2 protein-coding genes are annotated in these 14,527 nt (G+C 65.5%); both read left to right on the top strand.

The window, feature by feature from the left end; translation table 11 throughout:
• The first annotated feature begins 2 nt into the window (after nt 1-2).
• Nucleotides 3-12,887 (top strand): cadherin domain-containing protein, encoded by a 12,885-nt coding sequence (locus tag AB3G31_RS21790; RefSeq protein ID WP_367848130.1) that lies wholly within the window; start codon nt 3-5, stop codon nt 12,885-12,887.
• A 17-nt stretch (nt 12,888-12,904) separates the two neighbouring features.
• Nucleotides 12,905-14,452, top strand: a complete 1,548-nt coding sequence (locus AB3G31_RS21795; protein ID WP_367848131.1) for a diguanylate cyclase — start codon at nt 12,905-12,907, stop codon at nt 14,450-14,452.
• Nucleotides 14,453-14,527 lie beyond the last annotated feature (75 nt).

The raw sequence follows: 14,527 nt of genomic DNA on the forward strand, positions 1-14,527 counted from the left end.
CCATGGTTGCCCCCACCCGCCGCCGCGCCGTCCTCGAAGACGTAGAGCCGCGCATCCTCTACGCCGCCGACCACCCAGCCGCGGCCGTGGCGGCTCCACTGCTGGCGCAGGAAGCGTCCATGGTGGCGCGGCCCGAAGCCCAGCCAGAGACCGAGGCGCCGCGCGATGCCACGGAGCTGGTATTCATCGACGAGCGCGTGCCCGATGCCGACCTGTTGATCGCCGACATCACTGCGCAGACAGCCGGGGGGCGGCATATGGAGGTGGTGCGCATCGGGGCGGACGAAGATGGCATCGCGCGGATCTCGGCCATCTTGGCCGAACACAGCGATGTCACTGCCGTGCATGTGTTGGCACACGGCAGTGCGGGCAGCGTAACGCTGGGCAACACCACGCTGGACCACGATGCCCTGCTGCTGCGGGCGGGGGAAATCGCTGCCTGGGGCGACCACCTGTGCGGCGATGCCGACCTGCTGCTCTATGGCTGCGACGTGGCCAGCACCGCCGAGGGCCAGGCGCTGGTGCAGAACCTGGCGCAGCTGACAGGAGCCGACGTGGCCGCTTCCGACAATCTGACCGGTGCCGCCGGGCTCGGCGGCGACTGGGTGCTGGAGATGCATACCGGCACCGTCCAGACAGCCAGCGCCATCGACGCGGCCGGACAAGCCGCATTCGACGCGGTGCTGGCCACCTACACCGTAACCAACACCAACAACACCGGTGCCGGCTCGCTGCGCCAGGCCATCACCGACGCCAATGCCAATGCAGGCACCGACACCATCAACTTCAACATCGCTGGCACTGGCGTGCACACCATCACGCTGTCCAGCGCGCTGCCCAGCATTACCGGCACCGTGGTGATCGATGCCACCACCGACGACAGCTTTGCGGCCAATGGCAATAAGCCAGCCATCGTGCTGGACGGCAACAGCCTCAATGCCGACGGCCTGGTGCTGGCCAGCGGCTCGGGTGGTTCGACCATCCGCGGCCTGGTGATTCGCAACTTTGGCCAGGACGGGATCCAGATCGACAGTGGCTCCACCGGCAACACCATCGCTGGCAACTACATCGGCAGCTTCGCAGCCAGCGGCAGCAGCGGTGGCGTGGGCAACGGGGGCGCTGGCATCAACGTGCTGAGCGCCAACAACACCATCGGCGGCACCACGGTGGCCGACCGCAACCTCATTTCGGGCAATGCCAATGGCATCGTCATCACCGGAAGCAGTGGCAACCAGGTGCTCGGCAATTACATCGGCACCAACCTGGCCGGCACCAGTACCGTTGCGAATACCTTCGACGGGGTACGCATCGAAGCGGGCAGCACGGGCAACACAGTGGGTGGCGGCAATACCAACCAGCGCAACATCATTTCCGGTAACGGCAAGGACGGGATCCAGATCGATGGCGAAACCAGCGACAACAATGTCGTGCAGGGCAACTGGATTGGCGTGGCTGCCGATGGCGCGACCGCGCTGGGCAATGGCGGCGACGGTATCTTCATCATCGACGGCGCCGATGGCACCATTGTGGGGGGCGCCACCACCGGCCAGGGCAACTGGATTGCCGCTGCGGGCCTCGTGGGCATCGAGCTGGACGGAACCTCCAGCGGCACGCTGGTCCAGGGCAACCGTATCGGCACCGACCTGGCGGGTTCGGCCAACTGGGGTATGCAGCAAAATGGCATCTTGCTGGAGGACACTTCTGCCCCCATCAATGGGCCAAGCTCGAACCAGTTCCTGGACAACATCGTGGCCTTTAGCGGCCAGGGTGGGGCCTTTACGGCCGGCATCAGCGCGAACAACTCCGCCGGTACAGGCAACAGCTTCCTGCGCAACCTCGTGTACGGAGGCACGGGCTTAGGCATCGATGTGGGCGGTAACGGGGTCACTGCGAACGACACGGGCGACGGCGATACCGGCCCCAACAACCGGCAGAACTACCCGGTGCTGACGCTGGCGCGCACCAATGGCAGCAGCGTGGACATGGCTGGCACGCTCAACAGCACGGCCAGCAGCTACTACCGGATCGAATTCTTCGCCTCGCCCACGGGCAATGCCGGCGGCTATGGCCAGGGCCAGATCTACCTGGGCTTCGTGAACGTAGCCACCGACGGCTCGGGCAACGCCAGCTTTTCGACCACGCTGTCGGGTGTCGCGGTGCCTGTGGGGTACGTGGTTTCGGCCACGGCAACGAAGTCCGACAGCGGCTACGCGACCTTCACCGACACCTCGGAGTTCGGGCGCAACGTGGTCGCGATCTCGTCGGTACAGGCCACCATCGCGGTAGACACCGCGGCCGACACCAACGACGGCGACACCACCAGTCTGTCCACGTTGCTGGCCAACAAGGGGGCGGACGGCTTTGTGTCGCTGCGCGAGGCGATCACGGCGGCCAACAACACCGCCAACGGCACACAGGCCGACCTGATCACCTTCCAGATCGCCGGCACTGGCGCCCACACCATCACACTGGGATCGCTGTTGCCCAGCATCACCGGTGCAGTGGTCCTGGATGCCAGCACCGACGACAGTTTTGCCGCCAACGGCAACCGCCCGGCGATTACGCTGCTCGGCGGCGGCTCCGTGGCCACCGGACTGACTCTGGCGGCCGGCAGCGATGGCAGTACCGTCCGAGGTCTGACCCTGAGCGGCTTTGGCACGGTGGCGATCCTGCTGAACTCCAGCAACACCACGATTGCGGGCAATTACATCGGTGCGCTGACCGCCACGGGTGCCATCGGCGGCACAGGCAACTACAACGGGATCAGCGTCACCGGCAACAACAACACGATCGGTGGAACCGTCGCGGCCGACCGCAACGTGATCTCCGGCAACACAAACCGCAACATCACCCTGGAATCCTCGACCCCGACCGGCAATCGCATCATTGGCAACTACATCGGAACAGTCGATGCCAATGGCACAACGGGCATACCTTCCTCGGTCGCCGGGATCTACGTGGGCGCGGGCAATAACACGCAGATCGGTGGCACCGGTGCAGGGGAAGGCAACCTGGTGACCGGTCAGACCGGATACGGCGTGTCCGTCATTTTCGGAACCGGGCATGCGATCCTGGGCAACACAATCTATGCCAACAACAACCTGGGCATCAATATCGGTGCCAATGGCGTCACCACCAACGACGCGGCAGACAGCGACACCGGCGCCAACAACCAGCAGAACTTCCCGGTGCTGACGCTGGCACGCACCAACGGCAGCAGCCAGGTCCAGGTGGCTGGCACGCTGAACAGCACAGCCAGCAGCTATTTCCGGCTGGAGTTCTTCGTCTCGGCCACGGCCGACGCCAGCGGCTACGGTGAAGGGCAGATATTTCTGGGCTTCGCCAACGTTGCGACCGATGGGTCGGGCAACGCCAGTTTCTCGACCATGCTGTCGGCCAGCGTGCCGGTGGGCTACAGCGTTTCGGCCACGGCCACCCGCAGCAACGCGGCTTTCAGTGCCTTCAGCGACACCTCGGAGTTTGCTGCCGTCTCTGTGGCCGCAGGACCGGTGGTGCAGACCGTGCCGGGTACCCAGAGCATCGTGGAGGATGTAGGCACAGCCATTGGCGGCATTTCGGTGTCGGCGCCCTTCGCCGCGGCCATCAGCACCACCTTGACCGTGTCCAACGGCACGCTGCTTGTCAGCTTGCTCGGCGGTGCCAGCATCAGCACTGGGGCCAATGGCAGCACCATACTGACGCTCAACGGCACCGTGGCCCAGGTGAATGCTGCGCTGGCCACGCTGCAGTACACCGGCGCGACCAACTACTTTGGCAGCGACACCCTGGCCATCTCCACCAGCGACGGTGCCAGTGGCAGCGATGCCGACAACTTGGGCATCACCGTGACGCCCGTCAACGACGCGCCGGTGATCAGCAGCAACGGCGGCGGCGCCACGGCCAACCTTTCGCTGGCAGAGAACACGACGGCAGTCACCACAGTGGTGGCCAGTGACGTCGACGGGCCAGCGCTCAGCTACACCATCAGCGGTGGCGCCGACGCGGCGCGCTTCCAAATCAACAGCAGCACTGGCGCTTTGAGCTTCTTGAGTGCACCCGATTTCGAAAACCCGACGGACGCGGGCAGCAACAACGTCTACGACGTGACGGTCCGGGTCAGTGACGGTAGCCTGGCAGACACCCAGGCCATTGCCGTGACCGTGACCGATGTGAACGACACTCCCCCAGTGATCACCAGCAACGGCGCTGGCGCCACGGCCAGCATCTCCATCGCCGAGAACGGCACGGCGGTCACCACGGTGACGGCCACCGACGCAGACGGCCCCCCCCTTAGCTACAGCATCGTGGGCGGCGCAGATGCAGCACGTTTCCAGATCAACAGCAGCACTGGGACTTTGAGCTTCGTGACCGCACCCGACTTCGAGAGCCCTGCAGATGTCGGGAGCAACAATGTTTACGACGTGACGGTGCAGGCCAGCGACGGTAGCCTGACGGACACCCAGGCCATCGCTGTCACGCTGAGCAATGCCAACGACAACGCACCGGTGATCACCAGCAACAGCGGCGGCGCGACAGGATCGTTGAACCTGGCCGAAAACGGCACGGCGGTCACCACGGTGGCGGCCTCCGACGCAGATGGTTCAGCCCTGATCTACTCCATCAGCGGTGGTGCCGACGCGGCGCTGTTCCAGATCAACGCCAGCACCGGCGCACTAAGCTTTGTGAGCGCGCCCGACTTCGAGAACCCGGCGGACGCAGGCGCCAACAACGTCTACAACGTGACCGTGCGGGTCAGCGACGGCACCTTCACCGACACCCAGTCCCTGGGTGTCACCGTGACCGACGTGAACGACAACGCGCCCGTCATTACGAGCAATGGCGGCGGCGCCACGGCCAGCATCTCCATCGCCGAGAACGACACGGCGGTGACCACGGTCACGGCCACCGATGTGGACGGCCCCACTGTGGCCTACAGCATCGTCGGGGGTGCCGACGCGGCGCGTTTTCAGATCAACGCCAGCACGGGGGCGCTGAGCTTCGTGACCGCGCCGGACTTCGAGAGCCCTGCAGATGTCGGCGCCAACAACGTCTACGACGTGACGGTGCAGGCCAGCGACGGTACCTTGACCGACAGCCAGGCCCTCGCGGTCACGGTGACCAACCTCAATGACAACGCACCGGCGATCACCAGCAATGGCGCCGGTGCCTCGGCAGCGACCAACATGGCCGAGAACGGCACCTCCGTCACCACGGTGACGGCGACCGATGCGGACGGCTCAGCCCTGACCTATTCCATCAGCGGTGGTGCCGACGCGGCGCTGTTCCAGATCAACGCCAGCACCGGCGCACTAAGCTTTGTGAGCGCGCCCGACTTCGAGAACCCGGCGGACGCAGGCGCCAACAACGTCTACAACGTGACCGTGCGGGCGAGCGACGGCACCTTGACGGACACACAGAATCTGGCCGTGACCGTGACCGACCTGAACGACAACGCGCCGGTCATCACGAGCAATGGCGGCAGTGCCACGGCCAGTGTCTCCATGGCCGAGAACGGCGCGGCGGTGACCACGGTCACGGCCACCGACCTGGACGGCCCCTCACTCAGCTACAGCATCGTGGGCGGTGTTGATGCGGCACGGTTTCAGATCAACGCCAGCACCGGGGCGCTGACCTTCCTATCTGCGCCCGACTTCGAGAACCCGACGGATGCGGGTGCCAACAACGTCTACGACGTGACGGTGCAGGCCAGCGACGGTACCTTGACCGACAGCCAGGTGATCACCATCACGGTGACCAACCTCAATGACAACGCACCGGCCATCACCAGCAATGGCGCCGGTGCCTCGGCAGTGACCAACATGGCCGAGAACGGCACCTCCGTCACCACGGTAACGGCAACCGATGCGGACGGCTCAGCCCTGACCTATTCCATCAGCGGCGGGGCCGACGCGGCGCTGTTCCAGATCAACGCCAGCACCGGGGCTTTAAGTTTTGTGAGCGCGCCCGACTTCGAGAACCCGGCGGACGCAGGTGCCAACAACGTCTACAACGTGACCGTGCGGGCGAGCGACGGCACCTTGACGGACACACAGAATCTGGCCGTGACCGTGACCGACTTGAACGACAACGCGCCGGTCATCACGAGCAATGGCGGCGGTGCCACGGCCAGTGTCTCCATGGCCGAGAACGGCGCGGCGGTGACCACGGTGGCAGCTATCGATGTGGACGGCCCTTCGCTGACCTTCGCCATCAGTGGCGGGGCGGACGCGGCGCTGTTCCAGATCAACGCCAGCACCGGGGCGCTGAGCTTCCTATCTGCGCCCGACTTCGAGAACCCGACGGATGCGGGTGCCAACAACGTCTACGACGTGACGGTGCAGGCCAGCGACGGTACCTTGACCGACGGCCAGGTGGTCACCATCACGGTGACCAACCTCAACGACAACACCCCCGCCATCACCAGCAATGGCGGTGGCCCATCGGCCACCGCCAGCGTGTCCGAACTCTCCACGGCCGTGACCACGGTGGTGGCCTTTGACGCCGATGGCTCCACGCTGACCTACGGCATCGTCGGCGGTGCCGACGCAGCGCTGTTCACCATCAACGCCAGTTCGGGAGCCTTGGGGTTCGTGCTGGGGCCTGATTTCGAGAACCCGCAGGACGCGGGTGCCAACAACGTCTACGACGTGCAGGTACAGGCCAGCGACGGCACGTTCGTGGACACGCAATCCATCGCCGTCACGGTGACCGACCTGAACGACAGCGCACCGAACATCACCAGTAATGGCGGAGGCGCCACGGCGGCCATCAGCGTGGCAGAGAACACCACCGCTGTGACCACGGTGACGGCCATCGATTCGGACAGCCCCACCCTGACCTTCAGCGTCACCGGCGGCGCGGACGCAGCCCGTTTCGCCATCGATGCCAATACCGGCGTGCTGACCTTTCTCGCCGCACCAGACTACGAGACCCCGCAGGACGTGGGCTTTGACCACGTGTACGAGGTGCAGGTGCAGGCGAGCGACGGCGGTTTCACCGACACGCAGGCCATCGCCGTGACGGTGACCAATGCCAACGACAACGCACCGCTGATCACCAGCAATGGTGGTAGTGGCACGGCCAGCGTCTCCATCGCCGAGGACAGCACGGCCGTCACCACCGTGGCGGCCACCGACTTGGACGGCTCCGCCGTGACCTATTCGATCAGCGGCGGTGCGGACGCGGCGCTGTTCCAGATCGACAGCAGCACGGGCAGTTTGCGCTTCGTTGGGGCACCCGACTTCGAGGCCCCGCAAGACGCAGGTACTGACAATGTCTATGACCTGACCGTGCAGGTGAGCGACGGCAATGCAAGTGACACCCAGGCTCTCACCGTCACGGTGACCGATGTGAACGATGTCGTGCCTATCATCACCAGCAACGGCGGAAGCTCCACAGCCACCATCTCCATGGCCGAGAACGGTACCTCGGTCACCACGGTGACGGCCACCGATGTGGATGGCCCCTCGCTGGCCTACACCATCAGTGGAGGGGTCGACGCGGCGCTGTTCCAGATCAACGCCAGCACCGGCGCTTTAAACTTCGTGACCGCACCCGACTTCGAGAACCCGGCGGACGCAGACGCCGACAACGTCTACAACGTGACCGTGCGGGCGAGCGACGGCACTTTGACGGACACACAGAACCTGGCCGTTACCGTGACCGACCTGAACGACAACGCGCCGGTCATCACCAGCAACGGCGGCGGCGCCACAGCCAGCGTGTCCATCGCCGAAAACAGCACGGCGGTGACCACGGTCACGGCCACCGATGTGGACGGTCCGTCACTCAGCTACAGCATCGTGGGCGGTGTTGATGCGGCACGGTTCCAGATCAACGCCAGCACCGGGGCGCTGAGCTTCGTGACCGCACCGGACTTCGAGAGCCCTGCAGATATCGGCGCCAACAATGTTTACGACGTGACCGTGCAGACCAGCGACGGTACCTTGACCGACAGCCAGGCCATCGCCATCACGGTGACCAACCTCAACGACAACACCCCGACCATCACCAGCAATGGCGGCGGGGCCGCGGCAGCGACCAACATGGCAGAGAACGGCACCTCCGTCGCCACCGTGACGGCAACCGATGCCGACGGATCCACGCTGAGCTACGGCATCGTCGGTGGTGCCGACGCGGCGCTGTTCCAGATCAATGCGTCGACCGGCGTGCTGAGCTTCCAGGTGGCACCGGACTTCGAGAGCCCGGATGACGCCAACCTGGACAACGTCTACGACGTGCAGGTACGGGTCAGCGACGGCACATTGACGGACACACAGAACCTGGCCGTGACCGTGACCGACCTGAACGACAACGCACCGGTGCTTACCAGCAACGGTGGCGCCGCCACGGCCAGCCTGTCCATCGCCGAAAACAGCACGGCGGTGACCACGGTCACGGCCACCGATGTGGACGGTCCCTCACTCAGCTACAGCATCGTGGGCGGCGTTGATGCGGCGCAGTTCCAGATCGACAGCAACACCGGTGCCCTGCAATTTGTATTGGCACCGGATTTCGAGGCCCCGCAGGATGCCGGGGGCGACAACGTCTATGACGTGACGGTCCAGGTCAGCGACGGCAGCACGGTCGACTCCCAGGCCCTTGCGGTCACGGTGACCAACCTCAATGACAACGCGCCAGTCGTCACCAGCGACGGCGGTGGCGCCACAGCCGCAGTCAACGTGGCCGAAAACGCCTCGTTCGTAACCCTTGTCACCGCAACCGATGCTGACAGCTCCGCACTGGTCTACAGCATCGCCGGCGGCGCCGATGCGGCGCAATTCACGGTCAATGCCAGCACGGGCGCCCTGCGCTTCGTGGCCACACGCGATTTCGAGAACCCGCAGGATGCCAACGCCGACAACGTGTACGACGTCACAGTCCAGGTCAGCGACGGCAGCCTGACCGACACGCAGGCCCTGGCCGTGGCGGTGGTGGACACCAACGACAACGCACCGGTCATCGCCAGCGGTGGCGGCGGGCCTGCAGCCAGTGTCGCCCTGGCTGAAAACAGCACCGCCATCACAACCGTGGTGGCTACCGACGTCGACGGGCCAACCGCCACCTACAGCATCGTGGGTGGCGCCGACGCAGCGTTGTTCCAGATCGATCCCAGCTCGGGAGCCTTGCGTTTCGTGAACGCGCCAGACTTCGAAAACCCGCAGGACGCCGACTTGAACCACATCTACGAGGTGACAGTACAGGCCAGCGACGGCCTGCTGGCCGATACCCAAACCATCGCCATCACAGTAACCAACCTCAACGACAACGCGCCCGTGATCACCAGCAATGGCGGCGGTGCCACGGCCTCCACCAGCCTGGCCGAAAACGGTACGGCGGTGACCACCGTTGTGGCAACCGACGCGGACGGCTCTGCACTGACTTACAGCATTGTCGGTGGCGCGGACGCGGCGCTGTTCCAGATTGATGCCAGCACTGGCGCCCTGCATTTCGTGAATCCGCCGGACTTCGAGAGCCCGCAGGACACCCTGGCCAACAATCTCTACGGCGTGCAGGTGCGGGTAAGCGATGGCAACTTCACTGACACCCAGGCCATCACCGTGGCGGTGACGGATCTGAACGACAACGCACCTTCCATTACCAGCAACGGCGGTGGTGCCGCGGCGTCGGTCAGCGTGGCGGAGAACACCACAGCGGTAACCGTGGTGACCGCCAGCGACGCAGACGGGCCGTCACGTGCCTACAGCATCGTCGGCGGTACCGACGCAGCGCGCTTCCAGATCGACAGCGTCACCGGTGCCTTGGCCTTCGCCAGTCCACCAGATTTCGAAAATCCGCAGAACGCGGCTGCCAACAACGTTTACCAGGTGACGGTGCAAGTCAGCGACGGCAGCTTCACCGACACGCAAATGATGGCCGTCACGGTGACCGACGTCAACGACAACGCGCCCGCCATCACCAGCAATGGCGGCGCGGCGACGGCTGCGGTCAGCGTGGCCGAAAACACCAACGCCATCACGACGGTCGTGGCCACGGACCTGGACGGCCCGGCCTTGGGCTATGCGATCACGGGCGGTGCGGACGCTGCGCTTTTTAGCATCGACCCCCTGACCGGCGCTCTGGGCTTCCTGAACGCCCCCAACTTCGAGGCTCCGCAGGATGTGGGTGCCGACAACGTCTACGACCTGGTGGTGCAGGCCAGCGATGGGGCGATGGCCGACACCCAGGCCATCGCGGTCTCCGTGACCAACGTGAACGAAGCCCCCGTGGTCACCAGCGCCGCCACCGCGAATGTGCCCGAGAACAGCACTGCCGTGCTGACCGTCACCGCCACCGACGTGGATGGCCCCACCCTGAGCTATGCGATCAACGGTGGGGTCGATGCGGCGCTCTTCAGCATCGATGCCAGCTCCGGCGCGTTGCGCTTCGTCAGCGCGCCAGACTACGAAAGCCCGCAAGATGCTGCCGCCAACAATGTCTACCAGCTCATCGTCAGCGCCAGCGACGGCGTGCTGAGCGCCAGCCAGGCGATCACGGTCCACCTCACCAATGCCAACGATGTGCCAACCGCCGCCGTGCCCATCGCGGACCAGATTGCCACCGAAAATGCGGCCTTTCAGTTCCAGTTCGTGGCCAATACGTTCGCCGACCCGGACCCGGCTGACACCTTGGCCTACACCGCGCAACTGGCAGGCGGCGGCGCCCTGCCTGCCTGGTTAGGTTTCGATGCTGCCACGCGCACGTTCTCGGGCACACCTGCCCATGCCGATGTTGGTAGCCTGGTCATCCAGGTCACGGCCAGCGACGGCCATGGCGGCGTGGCCAATGCCAGCTTTGCCCTGAGAGTAGCTGCCCTGAACCAGGCACCGGTGGTGATCGCCAGTAGCGGCGCCGCCAGCTATGCATTGGGTGGTGCGGCCGTTGCCGTCGACAGCGGCCTGCTGGTGTCGGATGGGGACAGCGCCAGCCTGGGCGGCGCCAGCGTAGCCATCAGCGCCCACTACGCCGTCGGCCAGGACGCGCTGGGCTTTGTCGACCAGAACGGCATCTCGGGCAGCTGGAATGCCACCACTGGCGTGCTCACGCTGGTCGGCAGCGCCACAGTGGCCGATTACCAGGCCGCGCTGCGCAGCGTGACCTTCTCAAACGGTAGCGCATCGCCGGATATGACCACTCGCACGGTGCTGTTCACGGTGGACGACGGCAACGCCGCCAGCGTTCCGGCCACGCGCGACGTGGCGCTTTCGCAGCCGAACCGGGCGCCGGTCATCACCAGCAACGGAGGTGCCGCTACCGCCACCCTGTCGGTCGCGGAAAATAGCACGGCCATCACCACGGTGACAGGCGTGGATGCGGATGGCGACCTGCTGGGCTACGGGATTGTGGGCGGAGCCGATGCAGGGCTGTTTACCATCGACAGCAGCTCGGGCGCGCTGCGCTTCACTGCAGCACCCAACTTTGAGGCTGCGCACGATGCCGACGGCAACAATATCTACGAGGTCGTCGTGCAGGTGTCCGACGGGCGGCTGAGCCGCACGCAGGCTGTCACGGTAGCGGTAGTCGATGTCAACGAAGGTGGCGTTGGCCTGGTCATCGACGCCGATGCAACACCCAACCGGGTGGCCGAAAACGCGGCCACCGGCACCCTGGTCGGCATCACTGCACGGGCCACCGACCCCGACCGCACCGACACCGTCAGCTACAGCCTGGCGGACGACGCGGGCGGGCGCTTCGCCATCGATGCGACCAGCGGCGCGGTGACGGTCGCCCACGGCGCACTGCTCGACTTCAAAACCGCGACCCGCCACAACATCACGGTGCGTGCCACCAGCTCCGACGGCAGCACCCGCACCGAAAGCTTCACCCTGGCGGTGACGAACGCCAGCAGCGTCGGTCTGTCCGAACCCATTGACACCAATCCCGGGCCGAATCGGGTGGCCGTCCGCACGGTCGATGGCACGGCGGTGGGCATCACCGTGCAGGCCTTTGCCGAGGCTGCCAGCACGCCCGTGTCTTATTCCCTGGTCGATGATGCCGGTGGCCGGTTTGCCATCAACCCGGCCACCGGCGTGGTGACCGTCGCCAACAGCGCGCTGATAGCCACGGGCGTGCCGGGTGACGCGTATGGCATCACGGTCCAGGTCCAAAGCGCCGAAGGCGCGGTGCGTACCGCCCTCTTTACGGTCCGGCTGGGCGAAGCCGACACAGCCGCATTACCACCGGTCGCCCTGCCACCCGCCCAGCCGGGCTCGCCAAACGCCGCGGCAACGGCTGCTGGCAACCCTGGGGCAATAGCCAGGGAGCCCGCGCCCACGCGGGCGACCGTGCTTCCAAACGGCCTGTCGGCGCCGGGTGCGGACGCGGTGGCCACTGCCGCACCGGGTCGCCTTTTGTCTTTTGAAATCAGCCGTCAGAACCTGCTGCTGCCCATGCCCATTACCGGCCTGTCGGAGCGTCGCACCATCGCGTTGTCTCAGGTGGAACTGCTGCTGGAGGAAGAAGAGCGTCTGCGTGCATCTTCATCGACCGGCATACGCCACGCGGCAGAGCCCTCCCTAGAGGTCGGCAGCGGCAAAACCGATACCGATCTGCCCAGCGGCGAACCCGTGATCGACGCTGTCTTGATCGGCGGCACGGCACTGTCGCTCGGCGTAGCCATCTGGGCCACACGCGGTGGCGCACTGCTGACCAGCATGCTGGCCACCACGCCGGCCTGGCAGAACTTCGATCCGGTGCCGGTGCTGAGCCGCCCGAAGCCCAACCGCGGCATTGCCGGTCGCCAGGGCGATGGCGCGCAGAACGGGCAAACGACCGAGGACAGCGTGGCCAGCCCGGACGACGTGGCAGCTACACAGGAAGAGGAACCCGACATAACGCAGCGCAGGGACGATACGGCATCCGGCACCGGTTGGGGGGCATCACCGTGACAGGCTGGCTGCAAAAGATGTTGACCCCCGCGGTGCGCATCGCACTGGGACTGGTGTCGCTGATGGTCACACTGGTGCTGATCGGCGAGGTGTTCACCGGCTATCCGCCCGACCGCGAGGCAAGCGCGCGTCGCCACCGTGGCCAGGTGGCACGCATCGTGGGCGGCGAGGTGGTGGTGGCGCTACGCACGGGCGTGGCCGATCTGCCTGCTCCCGACTCCACCGTGCAGCGCGTACTGAAGGATGCCCAGCTGCGCGAGCCGAAATTGCTGTCGGTGCGGGTTATCGGTGCAAGCGGCCAGCCACTGGCCCAGGTGGGCGAGCATGCGCGTGGCTGGCGGCTGGAGCCCGGGGAGCTGTCGAATGCCGACAACATCCGCGTGCCGCTGATCTCCAACGGCAATGCCTGGGGCGAGGTGCAACTCGTTTTCGAGCCCGCGCTACCGACCACGCTGCGCGGCTGGCTGCACGATCCGCTGGCCCAATGGCTGGTGTTCATCGCGGGTGTGGGCTTCGTGGCGTTCGCGTTGTACCTGCGGCGCGTGTTGCGGCACCTGGACCCGAACGCCGCGGTGCCCGAGCGCGTACGCAATGCCTTCGATACCCTCACCGAGGGCGTGCTGGTGCTCGACCTGACCGGCCGCATCATGCTGGCCAACCAAGCCTTCTGCGAACTATGCAACGAAAATGCGCAGGCGCTGACCGGAGTCGATGCCAACAAGCTGACCTGGATGCTGGCCGCCCTGCCGCCAGACGCCCAGGCCCCACCCTGGCGCCAGGCGGTGCAGCAGAAGAAGGCAGTGCTCGGGGTGCCACTGACGCTGGAGCTTGAAGGGCTGCCGCGCCGCGAACTGGTGATGAACTGCGCCCCCATCACCGAAGGTGCCAACCAGGTGCGCGGTTGCCTGGCCACGTTTTCCGACGTGACCGAACTGCACGAACGCACCGAACGGCTCCAGGTGGCCATGGGCGAGCTCAGCGCCTCGCAGCGCGAGATTGAACGCAAGAATGAAGAGCTCACGCTGCTGGCCACACGCGACGCACTGACCGGCATCTTCAACCGCCGCTCCCTGATGCAACAGGCCGAACAGCGCTTTGCCGAGGCCGGGGCAGCGGCCACACCCATCAGTTGCATCATGTGCGACATCGACCACTTCAAACAGGTCAACGACAAATTCGGCCACGCAGGCGGCGACCAGGTGATCCAGGGTGCGGCAAAAGCCCTGTCGCGCGGACTGCGGCTGGGCGATTTTGTGGGCCGCTATGGCGGCGAAGAGTTTTGCATCATATTGCCCGGTGGCACGGCGGCCCAGGCCGTGGAAATAGCCGAGCGGTTGCGCGAAGACATCGACGCAAACCTGGGTAGCGCGCTGCGCGACCACGTCGGCGTGAAGGTCACGATGAGCTTCGGCGTGGCCGAGATCGGCCCACACGTGCCCGACCCGGCCACACTGATCGACCTGGCCGACCAGGCCCTCTACCACTCCAAAAAGAACGGCCGCAACCGCGTCACCACCTGGTCGCCAACCGCCGTTGTCTCAGCGGAGCCCATTGCAAACGGATGATTTTTATAATGAAAATGGCCCCCAGCGCTTATTCCATAAGCGTAAGAAGCTACTAAAAAAGTAGCAACGCAGGGC

Origin of the sequence: Rhodoferax sp. WC2427, from assembly GCF_040822085.1 — a bacterium.
In the GTDB taxonomy this organism is placed as follows: Bacteria; Pseudomonadota; Gammaproteobacteria; order Burkholderiales; family Burkholderiaceae_C; genus Rhodoferax_B.